The organism is Nonomuraea sp. NPDC005650 (assembly GCF_040605375.1).
Taxonomy (GTDB): Bacteria; Actinomycetota; Actinomycetes; order Streptosporangiales; family Streptosporangiaceae; genus Nonomuraea.
In genome coordinates this window covers 28721-45039 of record NZ_JBEXCR010000004.1, presented here as the reverse complement: position 1 = coordinate 45039, position 16319 = coordinate 28721, and the positions used below count along the sequence as shown (strand labels likewise).

Genomic DNA, 16319 nt, shown 5'->3' with positions numbered 1-16319 from the left:
ATCGATCTAGACCTTCCTGAGCACCACCATCTCGCTGCGATAGTCCGCGCCGATCGGCTCCCACGCGGCGGGCCGGATGCCACTGGCCATGAGCGTGGCGCCGTACCAGCGGGAGCCGTCCGCCTCCACCTCGTACAGCGCCTCCGGGTCCAGGCCGGTCAGCCGCAGCCGGCGCGGCCCGCGCCTGGCGTTGCCGAGCGGGTTGTAGACGAACACCACGACCTGGTCGCCCAGCACGTACTGCACCGCCGAGCGCTCCTGCCCCGGCGTGCCGGCCAGGCGGTACTGCAGCCCGTGCTGCACGGTCGGGCGCACCCGCTTGTACTGGGCGATCAGCTCGGCCGCCGCCTCCAGCTCGCCGGAGGTCCACTCCGGCAGGTTCCCCCCGATGCCCAGCACGCCGGCCATCGCCACATGGAAGCGGTAGCGCAGCGGCATCGCGCGCCCGGTGGTGAGGTTGGGCGAGTCGGTCACCCAGGCCGACATGGCGCTGGCCGGGTAGAGCTGGGAGAACCCGTGCTGTACGGTCTGCCGGTCACGGGCGTCGGTGTTGTCCGACGGCCAGACCTCGTCGGTGTACCGCATGATCCCGAAGTCGATCCGCCCGCCGCCGCCCGAGCAGGACTCGATCCGCAGCCCGGGATGGCGCTCGCGCAGCAGCTCCATCACCTGGTAGACGCCGCGCGTGTGCTCGATCCAGACCCGGTCCTGGGCCGCCTCCCGCTCCGGCCAGCCCGCCTGGGTGAACGGGCGGTTCATGTCCCACTTGAGGTAGTCGAGGCCGAGCTCCGTGACCAGCCGGTCGAGCCAGCCGAGCGCCCACTCGCGTACGTCGTCGCGGGCGAAGTTGAGCACGAGTTGCTGGCGTTTCTCGTCCCGGCGCCGGTGCTCCATGTGCAGGGCCCACTCCGGGTGCGCCCGATAGAGCTCGCTCTCCTTGCTGAGACCCTCCGGCTCCACCCACAGCCCGGCGCGCATCCCCAGGTCGCGGATCCCGTCGAACATGCCGCGCAGCCCCTCGGGGAAGCGCTCACGGTGGGGATGCCAGTCACCCAGTGAGGTGGTGTCGTCGTCGCGCCCGCCGAACCAGCCGTCGTCGATCACGAACAGCTCGACGCCGAGGGCGGCGGCGGTCTTGGCCAGCTCCAGCTGGTGCGCCTCGGTGACGGCGAAGTCGGTCGCCTCCCACGAGTTGTACAGCACCGGCCGCTCCTCGAACGGGGTGGGCAGCACGTGCCTGCGGGCGTACTCATGCCAGGACCGGCTGGCCGCGCCGAACCCGCCGCCGGAGTAGAGCCCCAGCACGGGCGGCGCCACGAGCTCCTCCCCCGGCGCGAGCGTCCAGCGCACCCCGTCGTGGCCGAAGCCTCCGGAGACGCAGACCCCGCCCTCGGGCCGGTGCGTGGTGGTCAGCCGCCAGCTCCCGCTCCAGGCCAGGGCGAGGCCCCAGACCTCGCCGTGCTCCTCGGTCGCCGCACCCGCGTCGATCATCACCCACGGGTTCGCCGTGTGGCTGGTGACGCCCTGGCGGCTGGTGAAGACCAGCTCACCGACCGGCAGCGGTCCCCGCTGGAGCTGCAGCTCCTCGGCCCACGCGCCGAAGACTCCGCTGAGGCGGTAGTCCGCCGCGTCGGGGATGAACCAGTTGCCCGAGTCCAGCCGGGTGACCGCGACCTCGGTGCCGGCGGAGCCGCATCGGACGGTGGTCCAGCGCTCGATGACGTCGGTGTCGTCGCGTACGCGGACGGACAGCACGACCTCGAACGGGTGGTACGCGTCGGCCAGCACGATGTCCAGGCGCTCGGCCCCGCCGCCCTCGTCGTGGACGCCCGCCTCGACGAACTTCGGCTCCAGCGAGCGGGCGTGGCCGAACGTGACCTGCAGGGAGGGCGAGCCCCACCGCGCGCCGCCGTCCACCGGCAGGAGTTCCTCGATCTCGGCGGGCGTGGAGAAGCTGCTGACGTGTCTCTTGGGCAGGCGGGTGACCTGGCGGGCGGCCTCCGGCGTGAGCCTCGGACCCCAGTACGTCTGCCGTGGCACGGCCTCCCCGGTGAGCGGGTCGACCTCCACGCCGATGACGTACGTCGAGGCGGGCGTGGTGACCGCCCAGTGGTGATCGTCGAGCGGGATTACAGGCATCGGCGTCCCCCGAGCGGCTGGATCAATCAGGCGGCTGGAGACTAACCCGACTTAATGCACTCGGTCAACGAAAGGATTCCGCCATACATCAGGATCTGTGATCCATGCCACGCATTTACTTGACAACATGAACAAAAGGGGCCAACCATTGGCCCCGTGTTCTCACACACCGCCAGCGATCCTGTGCGGCTCACCGACGCCATGCGATCCGTGTTCGTCGAGCTGCTCGTGCATGGCCCCTTATCCAGAGCGGAGGTGGCCAGGCGGCTCGCCCTGTCACCGTCCGCTCTGACCAAACTGACCAAGCCGTTCATCGAGGCGGGCTACCTGCTGGAGGCCAGCGGCGAGGGCCCGGCCACCGTCGGGCGGCCGTCGCAGCCGCTGCAGGTGGACGCCTCGCGCATGTCGTTCGTCGGCATCAAGCTCACCGCCGACGAGCTCTTCGCCGTCCGCACCGACCTTTCGGCCACCGTACGGATGGAGACCTCCAGGCCGCTCGCGGACCACGAGATCGACCACGTGCTCGGCCAGATCGTCGAGGTGGTCGAGGAGCTGACCGTGCCGGGGCGGCCCCTGTCGGCCGTGGGCATCAGCCTGGCCGGCACCGCCACGCCGGCCGACCCCGTCGTGCACACCTCGCCGTTCCTCGGCTGGAGCCAGCTACCGCTGGCGACGCTGGTGGAGGAGGCCGTGTCCGTGCCCACGGTGCTGGACAACGACGTGCGGGCGCTGACGGCCGTACAGCAGTGGTTCGGCGAGGGCGTGGGCCACTCGTCGTTCGCGCTGGTCACGGTCGGGGCGGGCATCGGCTGCGGGCTCGTCGTCGGCGACCGCCTGGTCACCGGCCAGTCGGGCGCCACGGGGCTGATCGGCCACCTGCAGATCAACGACCGCGGCCCCATGTGCGAGCGGGGCCACCACGGCTGCGCCCGCGCGTACGCCACCTCCCCCGCCATCCGCCGCTCGATCGCCACCACGCTCGACCGGCCCGAGCTCACCTTCGACGACTGCCTGGCCTTGGCGGCCGAAGGCCACCCCGTCGCGCGCCGCGTGCTGGACGAGGCCGGGGCCGCCCTGGGCCAGGTCGTCGCCACCGTCGCCAACATCACCGGACCCGAACTCGTCGTCCTGTCCGGCGAGTCGGTCCACATGTACGACGTGTGCGCGGGGGCGTTCCAGACCGCGCTCGCCCATCACACGCACTGGACGTCCACCCCCGTACGGGTGGCCGTCAAGCCCTTCGCCTTCAACGAGTGGGCCAGGGGAGCGGCCGTCACCGCTCTCCAGCATCTGTTGTTGCACCGCTGATCAACCGCCGGCGGGCACTAGGAGGTCTGATGACCAGTGATACCGTCCGCGCCGCCCCCCGCCTCGTGCCCGGGACAGTGCCCAAGATTCCTCCTCCACGCCGACGCCGCTTCGGCGACCTGCCCGTCGCGGCCGTGTTCGTCCTCCCGGCGGCCATCGGCTTCGCCGTCTTCTACCTCTGGCCCGCCGTTCGCGGCGTGTACCTGAGCCTGACCAAGTACAACGTCCTCACCCCGCCGCGCTTCATCGGGCTGGACAACTACGAGCGGCTGATCGGCGATCGCCTGTTCTGGAACGCGCTGAAGGTCACAGGCGAGTACGTGCTGATCAACATCGGCACGCAGACCGTGATCTCCATGCTGCTGGCCGTCCTGCTGTACCGGCTGACCAAGTCGTTGCTGGTACGCGGGATCGTGCTGCTGCCCTACCTCGTCGCCAACGTGGTCGTGGCCCTCGTGTGGTTCTGGATGCTCGACTTCCAGCTCGGCGTGGTCAACAACGTCATCGAGTGGCTGGGCTTCGACCGGGTGGCGTTCTTCGGCTCGGACTGGGCCATCCCGACCATCGCCTGGATCAACACCTGGCGGCACATGGGCTACACCGCGCTGCTCATCTTCGCCGGCCTGCAGATGATCCCGCCCAGCGTGTACGAGGCCGCCGCCATCGACGGCGCCTCGGAGTGGCGGACGTTCTGGCGGGTCACCCTGCCGCTGCTGCGCCCCGTCATGGCGCTGGTCATGGTGCTGAGCGTCATCGGGTCGTTCCAGGTCTTCGACACCGTCGCCGTCACCACGGGAGGCGGGCCGATCAACGCCACCAGGGTCATCTACTTCTACATCTACGACCAGGCGTTCAACCGGTTCAACTTCGGCTACGCCGCCGCGCTGTCGTCCGTGCTGTTCGTGCTGCTCGCCGGGATCGCGTACCTGCAGATGCGCCTCTCGCGGGCGGGCGAGTCCGATCTGAGGACGTCATGATGACCTCGATTCGCTGGGGACGGGTGGCGGGCTGGGCCGTGCTCGTCGTGGTCATGGCGGTGACGCTGTTCCCGTTCTACTGGATGCTGCGTACGTCCTTCTCCAACACCCGCGCGCTGGCCGGGGGCGCCGCGGACCTGCTGCCCGTCGACTTCACGCTGGGCGCCTACCGCCGGGTGCTGGGCCTGTCGAGCACCGCTGAGGCGGTGGCCGAGGGCGGGTCGAGCGGCACGGTCAGCTTCTGGCTCTACCTGCGCAACTCGATCGTCGTCTCGACCGCGACCACGCTCGGGCAGGTCTTCTTCGGCTCGATGGCCGCCTACGCCTTCGCGCGGCTGCGCTGGCCGGGCAGGGACGCCGTCTTCACGCTCTTCGTCACCGCCCTCATGGTGCCGCCGATCTTCACCACGCTGCCCAACTTCGTGCTGGTCAAGGAGCTGGGGCTGCTCAACACCTATCTCGGCATCGTCCTGCCGCACCTGCTCATGACCCCGTTCGCGGTGTTCTTCCTGCGGCAGTTCTTCCTCGGGATCAACGCCAGCGTGGAGGAGGCCGCGCGCATCGACGGCGCCGGGCACGTACGGACGTTCTTCCGCATCGTCCTGCCCATGGGCCGGGCGCCCATCGCCACGCTGGCCATCCTCACCTACATCACCAGCTGGAACGACTACTTCTGGCCGCTGCTGGTCGGCAAGGCGGAGAACGTCCGGGTGCTCACGGTCGCGCTCGGCATCTTCCGCTCCCAGACCCCGCAGGGCAGCCCCGACTGGGCCGGGCTCATGGCCGCCACCCTCTTCGCCGCGCTGCCGATCATGGTGCTGTTCACCGTGCTCGGCCGCCGCGTCATCGACTCCATCGGCTACACCGGCGTCAAGTGAGCGCCGTCCCCCCACCACAGAAGGTTGATGTTGTGAAGCGTTGTCTTGCCCTCGCCTGCGTGGCGTCGCTGCTGCTGACCGGATGCGGCGCCGACCAGGACGGCGGCACCCCCGCCGCCGCCGGTCCCGCCACGATCGACTACTGGCTCTGGGACGTCGCCCAGCAGCCCCAATACCAGGCCTGCGCGGACGCCTTCCACAAGGCGAACCCCCAGTACACCGTCAAGATCACCCAGTACGGCTGGGACGACTACTGGAACACGCTGACGACCGGGTTCGTCTCCGGCACCGCCCCGGACGTCTTCGTCAGCCACCTGTCGCAGTACCCGCAGTTCGCCTCCCAGGGCCAGCTCCTGCCGATCACCGACCAGGTCACGCGGGACAAGGTGGACCTGTCGATCTACCAGGACGGCCTGGCCGACCTGTGGGTGACCAAGGACGGACAGCGCTTCGGGCTGCCCAAGGACTTCGACACGGTGGCGGTGATCTACAACACCGAGAAGCTCAAGGAAGCCGGCCTCAAGCCGGAGGAGATGGCCAACCTGACCTGGAACCCCCAGGACGGCGGCACGTACGAGAAGGTCATCGCCCACCTCACCGTGGACAAGAACGGCAAGCGCGGCGACGAGCCCGGCTTCGACAAGAAGCACGTGGCCACCTACGGCATCGGCCTGAACGGCACCGGCGACGCCTTCGGGCAGACCGAGTGGAGCATGTACGCGATGAGCGACGGCTGGAACTACGCCGACCAGAACCCGTGGCCCACCAAGTTCAACTACGCCGACCCGAAGTTCAAGGAGACCATCAAGTGGGTCACCTCGCTCATCGACAAGGGCTACATGCCGAACCTGGACATCGTCTCCTCAGGGGTCGGCCAGATGGACGCCTACGGGGCGGGCAAGTACGCGATGGTCACCGAGGGAAGCTGGAACACCAAGAGCTACTGGGCGCTCAAGGACGTGAAGTCGGCCCTCGCCCCGACCCCGGTCGGGCCGACGGGTAAGCGGGCGAGCGTGTTCAACGGCCTGGCCGACAACATCTCGGCGAACACCGACAACCCCGACGCGGCGTGGGCGTGGGTCAAGTTCCTCGCCTCGCCGGCCTGCCAGGAGGACATCGTGGCCAAGCAGGCCATCGTGTTCCCGGCCATCAAGACCGCGACGGTCAAGGCGGAGCAGGCCTTCGCCGACGCCGGCATCGACGTCAAGCCGTTCACCACGCACGTGCAGAACGGCACGACCCACCTGGCGCCCATCGCCGAGCACTGGGCCGACATCAAGGCCACCATGACCGAGACCATGGAGTCGATCTTCGCGTTCAAGAGCGACGTCAACTCGCTCGACCAGGCCAACGCCACCATCAACGGCCTGTTCGGCTGAGCCCCGCTGGACCCTGCACCGGCACGGCGTCACCTTCCGACGCATCCGCACCTGGAAGACCTCCACCGATCCGGACTTCGACGTACAGCCGGACCGGATCGAGGAGGTCATCGCAATTGGCTATACCGCGCAGGTGGCACCGGAAAAGACGCGAACACCGACGATCGATTTACCCTGCGGGTAACCGACCGACGTGCCCGGCGCCAGACATTCGAGGCTGATTCCCTCCGCCGGCTCCAGGCGTACTGCGTAAGGGCTGAGATTGCGCGCCGACGAGACCGTCATCCGCACCGCGGTGAGGCCAGGTGATGCCGGGACGCAGAGCTCCTGCTGTGTGGAGTCCGAGCGCAGGCAGACATTGCCTGCGCTCGCAACAGAAGAACCGGCCGCTGCCGGCAACGAGGTGAGAGCAGGAATAGCGAGACCTAATGCGCCGGCCACGGCGAACGTGGCGAACAGCTTTCGCACTTCATTTCTCCCTTCCAAATAGCCCACATTCCGAAACGAGAGTATTCCGCTCCACTGTCGTCATGCTGTCCCGGAGATGTCCCGGTGCCCAGGACGGCCCCATATCAGGATTGCGACGATCTCCTCGACGGGAACAGGGCCGCGGGGAGGAAGGCGACCAGCGCCAGGGCCAGCGCCCAGCCGAACGTGACGCCGAACGCCGGCGCGGGGTCGGCCTGGGCTCCGGCGAGCCGGCTCTCAAGCACGATCAGGAAGATCGCCGTACCCAGTGATCCGCCGATCCGGTTGAGGACGTTCAGGGCACTCGCGGCGCGCGGCGTCTCACGTTCGTCGACGGACGCGTAGGCGGCTCCCATCGTCGGGCCCATCACGCTTCCGAGACCGAGCCCCTGGACCACCAGCGAGACGCTCAGCGCCCACGCGGCCGGTCCCGCGCCCGCCTGGGTGAAGACGACCGTTCCCGCGGCCATGAACAGGAGGCCGGTGAGGACGACGGCGCGCGCTCCGTAGCGGTGGGCGAGCCTTCCCGCGGCGAACGCGCCGAGGGCGGCGCCGAGCGCCTGCGGGATGAGGAGCAGGCCGGTGCGGAACGCATCCGTGTGATGAACCTGCTGGTAGAAGAGCGGCAACAGGACCATGGAGCTGTAGAGTGCGGCGCCGAGCAGGAACGAGGTCGCGGTCGCCGCCGCGAAGCCGCGGCGCGCGAACAGCCGTACGTCGATCATCGCCGCGTCGCCGGCCCGCAGCGCGTGGACGACGTAACCGCCGATCAGCACCAACCCGGCGCCGAGTACGGCCGCGGCGACGGGGGATCCCGGTCCGCCGCGTTCGCCCGCCACGGACAGGCCATAGATCACGGCCGTCGCCCCGGGGCACAGCAGGAGCAGGCCGAGGACGTCGAGCGGCCGGCCGGGGTCCCGTTCCGTGCCGTCGGCGGGCAGCAGGCGCGCGGCGAGCGGGAGGACGACCAGGCAGACGGGCAGGTTGACGTAGAAGATCCACCGCCAGTCCAGGCTCTGCACGACCAGCCCGCCGAGGACCGGCCCGAGCACCGGCGCGAACATCGCCGGGATCGACAGCAGCCCGAGGACCCGGCCGGCCTGGGACGGCCCGGCCGCTCGTGCCACGATCGCCTGCGAGATGGGGTTCATCAGACCGCCGCCCAGCGCCTGGAGCAGCCGGAATCCGATGAGCGCGGGAAGCGACCAGGCGAGGCCGCACAGGGCCGAGCCCGCCGTGAACAGCGCCACGGCGATCATCCACATCCGCCTGGCGCCGTACCGCTCGCTCAGCCAGCCCGACAGCGGCATCACCATGGCGATCGCCAGCAGGTATCCGGTCGCCACCCACTGGACGTCAGCCAGCGAGGTACGGAAGTGAGCGGCCATCGCCTGCGTCGCGACCCCGACGGCCGTCGCGTCCACGGTGGCCAGGATGGGGGCGGCGATCAGGACGAGCCCCATGCGGGTCAGCCGGGGGTCGAGCTTCTCGGGCGCCGACGCGAACGTGTTCGCGGCCATTGTCGTCCTCTCGCGGTTCACTAGTTAGGTCGGACCTAAATCTAGGTCGGACACTTTATTAGGTCAAACCTAATTTTAGGTTCGTCCTCGTGACCGCGGGTAGCATGAGGCCGTGAGTGTGCGAGCCGAGGGGTTGCGCGAGGTCAAGAAACGCCGGACGCGTCAGCTGATCTCCGACGTCGCGACCCAGCTCTTCAAGGAGCGCGGCTTCGACAAGGTGACGATCGCCGAGATCGCGAGCGCCGCGGGCGTGGCCAAGATGACGGTCACCAACCACTTCCCGCTCAAGGAGGACCTCGTCCTCGACATGCACGAGGAACACGTCAACGCGCTCGCCCGGGCGGTCGGCCGGCGCGAGCCCGGAGAGTCGGTCCTGGCCGCCATGCGCCGCGACTATCTCGAACGGGTGCGCCGCCGCGACCCGCTCATCCCCGACGACGACACCGCCTGGCAGCGCCTGGTGCGCGACACCCCGGCGCTCCGCGCCCGCCTCCGGCAGATCCACGAGCAGGCCGAACACGCGCTGGCGACCGTGCTGGCCGGCGAGACCGGCGATGCGGGGATCACGCCGAAGCTCGCCGCCGCCCAGCTGGCCGCCGTGGACCGGCTGCTGTTCTTCGAAGGCCAGCGCCTGGTCCTCGACGGCAGGAGCCCCGACGAGATCTACACGATCCTCGCCGAGACCGCCGAGCGCGCCTTCGACCTGCTGGAACCCGCCCTGGGCGACTACGCCCGCCGTTGACGGCCACCGCGCGCGCTCCGATCTCCCACTGCTGCCGAGCGGACACCGCACGCCGGAGGTGACGCCAGAACCGGCCCCGACTACGGGCGCCCGAAGCGCGATCAGGCTCGGCGGCGGCTCTGGTAGTCGGCGGTCTTGGCGCGCGCCGTGCACGCCCACCACCGGGGGCCCGTCCCAGCGATTGCCGCTGACATGGATCGCGACGCATGCCGCGAAATTCGCCGCTTCCTTTCGACCGGCCGCGCACAATCACAATGCTCGAAAGCGGCAGGACATAGATACGACAGCCGCACACGATACGCTCAATTCATTCCGCGGAAAGCGAGGTCAAAGACCCGCAGCCGCCAAGCCACAGAGGAGCATCATGCGAAGACTCGCTCGGGCCGGCGTTATTGCCGCCGCCATCGCAATGACACCGGTCGTTTCCAGCAGCACCGCAGTTGCGGCACAATCGAGCACCACGCAGGCCGACGCTCAATGGATATACCACATTTACGATGACCAAGGCGTATGCAATTGGGGCCGGTGGTTCTATCACCAGGCCGGTTACCAGACAGATCCGGCTCCCCCCGAGGACTGCTACGACGGCGGCGCAAACTACTGGTATTTCTGGCACTACGAGCCGTGAACGTCGCCCTGTGCGGTGACGACAGGCCGGGATGAAGCCCTGCTCGCCCATTGAGCGACAGTCTTCAACGCTCGCCCGGAGTGACAACGCCGGACTCGTAGGCCAGGACCACAGCCTGGACCCGGTCGCGCAGCCCGAGCTTCGTCAGGATGCGCCCCACATGTGTCTTGACCGTGGTCTCCGACAGGAACAGATCGGCCCCGATCTCGGCGTTGGACGCGCCGCGGGCCAGGCCGAGGAAGACCTCACGCTCACGCTTCGTGAGCACGTTGAGCACAGCGTCCGGGGCGGTGTCGGTCTTCGCGACGAGCCGCCCGATGAGCCGCCGGGTCGTGGAGGGCGCGATGATCGAGTCGCCCCGGTGTACGTGCCGGATCGCGGCGATGATCTCCTCCCCCGGCGCGTCCTTCAGCATGAACCCGCTCGCGCCCGCGCGAAGCGCGGCCAGGGCGTGCTCGTCGAGGTCGAACGTGGTCAGCGCCAGCACCTTCGGCGGGTCGTCCAGCCGCTGGATCTCCCGGGTGGCGGTGACACCGTCCATCCGGGGCATGCGGATGTCCATCACCACCACGTCGACGCGTCGCGACTCCAGCGCCTTCAGTGCCTCCAGGCCGTCGGCGGCCTCGGCGACCATCTCCATGTCGGGCTGGGACCTGACGACCATGGTCAGGCCGTTGCGCAGCAGCTCCTGATCATCGACGATCATGATCCTGATGATGGGAGGCTCCTCACTCATAGGGCAGGGTGGCCGACAGTACGTAACCTGCCCCGGGGCGGCTGCCGGCCTCCAGGGTTCCGCCCACCATGCTGAGGCGTTCGCGCATCCCGGTCAGCCCGACGCCGGGCTCTTCGGCGGACGGCCCGGCGCCGTCATCCGTGATGGTGATGTGCAGTCCGTCCGGACGCCACGCGAGCATCACGTCCGCGACGGCCGACGCCCCCGCGTGCTTGATGACGTTGGTCAGCCCTTCCTGGATGACGCGATAGGCGGTCAGGTCGACGGCGGGGCGCAGCGGCCGGACGTCCCCGACCTCCTGTACGGCAACGCGTACGCTCGTACTGCGCACCTGGTCGAGCAGGTCGGAGAGGTCGCCGAGGCCCGGCTGCGGAGCGGTGCCGCCGTCGGCGCGGACCACGTTCAGCAGCCCGCGCATGTCACGCAGGGCGTCGCGCCCGACCCCGGCGATGGTGGCGAACACGCCCGCCTGGGGCGAGTCCACATCGGACAGCCTGCCGCCCTCCGCCTGGCTGACCATGACGGCGAGCGAGTGGGACACCACGTCGTGCATCTCGCGGCTGATCCGGTCGCGTTCCGCCCGTGCCGCCTCCGACCGCTCCCGGGCGCGGTCGGCCTCGGCGCGCTCGGCCTTCGCTCTGAGCTCGGCCAGGAACAACACCCGCATCCGGCTGAGGCGGCCCAGCGACCACAGGCACGCCGCCGCGGCGGCCAGGCCGACCGCCAGCCCGATCCGCCACGCGACCAGCCCGAAGGAGCCCGACGAGCCGCCCCACGAGGCCGGATTCCACAGCCGCGCCAGAACCAGGAGCACTCCGGCCAGGGCGACGGCCAGGCAGACCAGGCTGGACAACCGGCCGAGCCGACCGGACGCCGTGTAGAGCAGCAGCCCGAAGACCAGTGAGCTCGGCAGCAGCACCGGCGGATAATAGGCACCGCCCGGGTCGTGCAGGGGCGGCAGCACCACCAGCGACAGCATCGCCGCGGCGGCCAGGCAGTACGCCGCCGCCGGGCGCACGCGACGCGGGACGACGCAACCGTGCAGCACCAGCAGGCCAAGACCCGCGAGCAGGCGGAGGGGCACAGGACTGTCCGAGGCCCGGAGCAAGCTCAACGAGACCAGGCCGAGCGGCAGGATGAGCAGGACGGCGAGCACGGCGTCGGCGCCCAGCTGATGCCTGTGCAGAAACGAGTCCACCGCGGCGCCGTCCGGGAACGGAGACTCCTTCACACCTGCCATTATCCGTGAGCGAGCTGCCTGCGCCGGCTGAGGTACGCCAGCGCGGCCACCGCCAGGGCCGCGCCCCACAGCGGCCACAACATCTCCGGCAGCCAGGCGCCGAGCTCGTCGGCCGCCCCCGCCGGGCCGACCTGCTCGCCGGTGAGCTTCTTGCGCACGTACATCAGCCCAGCGGAGGTGATGGGGAGGGAGACGGCCAGCGCCGAGTAGGCCGGGAAACGCGCCGGAATCGGCCGTCCGCGCAGGAACGGCACCCAGCGCGGCCAGATCTCGCCCCACGGCCGGACCAGGCCGACAGTCAGGCCCGCGCCGATGAGACCGAGGACGGCGAGACCGGCGCCGATCGGGGTGATCTCGGCGATGTAGGCCAGGAACTCGTCGCTGATGCCGACGGGCACGCCCAGGAGCCAGCCGAAGCGGGTGACGGCGTAGACGACGGGGACGGCGACCGCGACGGCCGTCGCGTACCGCCCGATCCTGAGCGCGCCGGCGGCGCTGACGGGCCGGCCGTGCCCTCCGAGGAGCCCCCGCGTTCCCAGGACCATCAGGCTGACGCCGGCTGCCGTCAGGATGAGCAGGTTGACGCTCGGCCAGGTCAGCATGCTCGCGATCATCGAGAACTCGGCCTGGCCGGCGAGCGCGGCGGCCAGCATCACCGGCAGGTACCCGGCAGTCATCATGATGCGTACGTCGGGGAGGACCACCGCCAGGCCGACGCCTGCCACGACGGCCACCACGGCGGGCGCCCGGTTGAGCGGGCCCCTGGCGGCGAGCACGGCGATGCCGACGGCCACGAGCGCCGACACCGCCAGCACGCCCCCGCCGACCGCCGCAGGAACGGGGTCGAGCAGGGTGTTGCCCGCGCCTGCCCGGCCCGCGTCGAACGGATATCCGGGCCCGCCGAGAGCCCAGCGCAGACCGAGGGCCAGATAGCTCACGGACCAGACCCCGGTGATCAGGACTGGCACGACCATGCGGCGGTTTCCTGGGTGAGAGGTGTTCACCCGGCTCAATCTGCCGCCACGAGGTGCCCCCGCACATCGTCACCGGGTATCGACGAGGTCCTCCGGAGGTAGCGACGGCGTCGTCCCCGAGGAGGACCTGTCAGCCGCGGTGAGCGGCTCACAAGTGTCCCAGGAAGACTGGATAGTTTCCTGAGGACATTGCCTTTGGTCGTGGTGCGTCCTAGTGTCGGATCGCAGGGAGTCGATCTGATCCCCGGTCATCCCTGTGCCGTGTCTCGTTCCTTGAGGAGAACCGCGTGTCACTCGACGACCTCGCCCGTATGATCGCCGAGCCGGCGATCGAGTTCCGGCCCGAGCTGCGGTGGTGGCTGGCGGAGGGCCTGCACACCGACCAGACGCTGGTCCGCGAGATCGACACCGCGCACCGGCTGGGGTTCGGCGGGATGGAGTTCCTCGCGATGGACGAGGGCGACATCGACCACTCCCGCTACGGCTGGGGCGCGGAGGAGTGGGTGCACGACTCGCAGGTGGTCGTCGAGGAGACGACCAGGAGGAACATGGCGGTGAGCTTCACCTCCGGCACCAACTGGTCGAACGCGAACCTCCCGACGATCACCCCCGACCACCCGGCCGCGGCCCAGGAGCTCGACGTGGTGGTCGAGGACCTCGCACCCGCACGCACCCGAAGCGGGCCGCTGCCGCGGGTCGACCTCGACGCCGAACCTCAGGCGGCCCTCCTGCCCGGCCACCGGGGAAAGGTCACCGAGCAGCGCCTCGTGGCCATCGTGGCCGCCCGCCTGCTCGAGACCACCGAGACGGGCGCGATCCTCGACCTTGACTCCGTCGTCGACCTCACCGGCCGGGCCGTGGAGGAGAGCCTCGAGTGGAGCGCGCCCGCCGACGGCGACTGGCGGCTGTTCGTCTTCTGGATGCACGGCACCGGACAGACGGCCGCGCCGTCCGCGTCGGTCAACTACACCGTCAACTACCTGGACCGGGACGGGGTCGACGCGGTCATCGACTACTGGGACTCGGTCGTGCTCACGCCGCGGCTGCGCCGGCAGATCAGCGGCAACCCTCGGGTGCAGATGTACATGGACTCTCTGGAACTGTCCGTCTACGGCGCCGGCGGCATGTTCTGGGGGCACACCGTCGCCCGGGAGTTCCGGGCCCGCCGCGGCTACGACGTCACCCGCTGGCTGCCCTTCCTGATCCGTACCGCGCCTTTCATGGCCGTCAGCACGACCTACCACTACGACGTACGCGAGGAGCACCGCGTCACCGTCGAGAAGGTGCGCTTCGACTACGCCCGGACGCTCACCGACCTCTACATCGAGAACATGCTGCGCCCGTTCGCCGCGTTCCTGCACGACAACGGGATCACGCTCCGCGCCGAGATCAGCTACGGGCTGCCGTTCGAGCTCACCCGGCCGGGGCCGGAGGTCGACGGCATCGAGACCGAGTCCCTGGAGTTCGGCGCCCAGATCGACGCCTACCGGCTGATGGCCGGGCCTGCTCACCTGTTCGGCAGGCAGTACTCCTCCGAGACCGGCGCGACGACCCGCAACCACATCCTCGACCACCGCTTCTACGACCAGATCATCGCCACCCAGCTCGCCGCCGGGATCACCAGGACCGTGCTGCACGGCTGGGCGAGCACCGCCGGCGCGCCGGGCACCACAGCCTGGCCCGGACACGAGGGCATGCAATCCCGATTCTCCGAGCGGTTCGACACGCGTCAGCCGGCGGCCGAGTTCTACCCCCTGTGGAACAGGGCGATCGGCCGTTACCAGTGCGTCCTGCGGCAGGGCAGGCCGCGGATCGACGTCGGGATCCTGCGCACCGACCACTTCACCGACAACACCTCGGGTCTGGCCCTCCTCGACGAGCAGGGGCGGCGGATCCCCGACGAGGACGCGTACGGGCGCAGGTGGATGCGCGACCGGCAGAACCACTGGTGGCAGGACCTGGGCATGCAGGACGCGGGGTGGACCTACGAGTTCTTCGACGGGTCGCTGCTGCTGCGCGAGGAGGTGTCCTTCGCCGACGGGCTCGTGCAGCCCGGCGGCCCCGGCTACCAGGCGCTCATCGTCTACCAGGAGACGCTCGACGCGGACGTGGCGGCCAGGCTCGCGCAGTGGGCGCGGGACGGCCTGAAGCTGCTCATCGTCAACGGCGCCCGCGAGCTCGAATGGCTCATGGCCGGCCGGCACGTCACCCACGCCCGGGCCGCCGCCCGCACCCCCGGACTCGACGGCCGCGACGACGAACTCACCCGGATCCTGGCGGACCTTCGCGCGCTGCCGACCGTCGCCGAGGTGCACGATCCGTCCCACACCGTCCAGGCGTTGCGGAGGCTCGGCGTCGCCGGACGCGCCGAATTCACCGCCGACGACCGCAGCGTGCTCAGCCACCTGCGCGAGGACGGCGAGCTGCTGCACCTGTACCTCTACCACTTCCTCTACGAGACCGGCGAGCCGACCACGGTCGAGGTCGCCCTGCCGGGCACCGGAGCCGCGCACCGCATCGACGCCTGGACCGGCGCCGTCCGCCCGCATCACGGGGTCCGGTACGACGGCGAGCGGACGATCATCACCGTGACGCTGACGCCCGGGGAGACGGCGTTGCTCACCGTCGACCGCTCGGCGCGGAAACCGGCGGGATCCGATCCCGTCACGCCCCGGCTCCTCCAGGAGCTCCCGGAGTGGAGGGTCGCGGTCGAAAGCTGGGACGCCGGCGAGCTCGAGGTGATCAGCGAAGACCGCGGACTCGGCTACCGGACCCAGGAGGTACGGCCGACGACGGCGATCACCCGGCTCGACGGCGGCCGCGGTCCGCTGCGCCCGTGGACGGACCTCCCCGAGGTCGGCCCCGAGGTCAGCGGCGTCGGCGAGTACACCGCGACGTTCACCCTCGACGAAGCGCCCGCCCCAGGGGCGAGGTACGTGATCGACCTCGGCTCGACGGCGGGCGGCCTCGGCTCCGTCCGGGTCAACGGGGACGAGGCCAAGGGCTTCGACACCTCCTGCCCGCGCGTGGACGTCACCGCCGCCCTGCGGGCAGGGGAGAACACGGTGACGGTCCGCGTCGCCAGTTCGCTGAACAACCGGCTGCTCGCCCGGGGCTACTACGACTCCGTCCCCGACGTCGTGTCGCACTTCGCCGGGCACAGCGAGTCGCAGAAGACCGAAGCGCACGACCACGGGCTGCTCGGGCCGGTACGACTGCTGCGCGAAGCTACCGACCCCACAGTCGGCCTGCCCTCGACCCCGGTCGCCCGGCCTTTCGACCGGCAGTAGGGTTCCGGAAGACGGAGTGCGAACACGGCGGACGCGAAGG

13 protein-coding genes are annotated in these 16319 nt (G+C 69.9%); 7 read left to right on the top strand and 6 right to left on the bottom strand.

Annotated features, from left to right (window positions below; genetic code table 11):
- Window positions 1-6 precede the first annotated feature (6 nt).
- Window positions 7-2139 carry an alpha-galactosidase gene (locus tag ABZS69_RS08110; RefSeq protein ID WP_355368456.1) on the bottom strand — a complete coding sequence of 711 codons (2133 nt, stop codon included), beginning with the start codon at window positions 2137-2139 and terminating at the stop codon, window positions 7-9.
- A gap of 156 nt (window positions 2140-2295) precedes the next feature.
- On the opposite strand from ABZS69_RS08110, the gene ABZS69_RS08105 reads away from it, so the two are divergent.
- The 4 genes from ABZS69_RS08105 to ABZS69_RS08090 are packed head-to-tail and all read left to right on the top strand — an operon-like array spanning window position 2296 to window position 6681.
- A complete protein-coding gene (locus ABZS69_RS08105) occupies window positions 2296-3447 on the top strand; it encodes an ROK family transcriptional regulator (protein ID WP_355368453.1) in 1152 nt (383 codons plus the stop codon).
- Window positions 3448-3476: 29 nt separating this feature from the next.
- Complete coding sequence (locus tag ABZS69_RS08100; protein WP_355368450.1) at window positions 3477-4424, top strand: sugar ABC transporter permease; 948 nt, start codon at window positions 3477-3479, stop codon at window positions 4422-4424.
- Window positions 4421-5302 carry a carbohydrate ABC transporter permease gene (locus tag ABZS69_RS08095; protein ID WP_355368447.1) on the top strand — a complete coding sequence of 294 codons (882 nt, stop codon included), beginning with the start codon at window positions 4421-4423 and terminating at the stop codon, window positions 5300-5302. The genes ABZS69_RS08100 and ABZS69_RS08095 overlap by 4 nt, the downstream gene beginning before the upstream one ends.
- Before the next feature lie 32 nt (window positions 5303-5334).
- Window positions 5335-6681, top strand: coding sequence for a sugar ABC transporter substrate-binding protein (locus ABZS69_RS08090; RefSeq protein WP_355368444.1), 1347 nt, complete (start codon window positions 5335-5337; stop codon window positions 6679-6681).
- Window positions 6682-6801: 120 nt separating this feature from the next.
- Here ABZS69_RS08090 and ABZS69_RS08085 read toward each other — a convergent pair whose 3' ends face one another.
- Window positions 6802-7149, bottom strand: a complete 348-nt coding sequence (locus ABZS69_RS08085; RefSeq protein ID WP_355368441.1) for a hypothetical protein — start codon at window positions 7147-7149, stop codon at window positions 6802-6804.
- Between the two features lie 104 nt (window positions 7150-7253).
- A complete protein-coding gene (locus ABZS69_RS08080) occupies window positions 7254-8669 on the bottom strand; it encodes an MDR family MFS transporter (protein WP_355368438.1) in 1416 nt (471 codons plus the stop codon).
- Window positions 8670-8781: 112 nt separating this feature from the next.
- On the opposite strand from ABZS69_RS08080, the gene ABZS69_RS08075 reads away from it, so the two are divergent.
- Window positions 8782-9411: a TetR/AcrR family transcriptional regulator gene (locus ABZS69_RS08075; RefSeq protein WP_355368435.1), complete on the top strand. Its 630-nt coding sequence runs from the start codon at window positions 8782-8784 to the stop codon at window positions 9409-9411.
- Between the two features lie 364 nt (window positions 9412-9775).
- A complete protein-coding gene (locus ABZS69_RS08070; RefSeq protein WP_355368433.1) occupies window positions 9776-10039 on the top strand; it encodes a hypothetical protein in 264 nt (87 codons plus the stop codon).
- A 64-nt stretch (window positions 10040-10103) separates the two neighbouring features.
- Here ABZS69_RS08070 and ABZS69_RS08065 read toward each other — a convergent pair whose 3' ends face one another.
- From ABZS69_RS08065 to ABZS69_RS08055, 3 genes are read right to left on the bottom strand one after another with little or no spacing between them, the layout of a single operon-like run.
- Window positions 10104-10745, bottom strand: a complete 642-nt coding sequence (locus ABZS69_RS08065; RefSeq protein ID WP_355368430.1) for a response regulator transcription factor — start codon at window positions 10743-10745, stop codon at window positions 10104-10106.
- 22 nt (window positions 10746-10767) lie between these two features.
- On the bottom strand, window positions 10768-12006 hold the full coding sequence (locus ABZS69_RS08060) for a histidine kinase (protein ID WP_355368427.1): 1239 nt from the start codon (window positions 12004-12006) through the stop codon (window positions 10768-10770).
- An 8-nt stretch (window positions 12007-12014) separates the two neighbouring features.
- Entirely contained in the window at window positions 12015-12989 is a 975-nt protein-coding gene (locus ABZS69_RS08055; RefSeq protein WP_355368424.1) for a hypothetical protein, read from the bottom strand.
- 287 nt (window positions 12990-13276) lie between these two features.
- Between ABZS69_RS08055 and ABZS69_RS08050 the strand changes: the two genes are divergently transcribed.
- Window positions 13277-16279, top strand: coding sequence for a glycosyl hydrolase (locus tag ABZS69_RS08050; protein WP_355368421.1), 3003 nt, complete (start codon window positions 13277-13279; stop codon window positions 16277-16279).
- Window positions 16280-16319 lie beyond the last annotated feature (40 nt).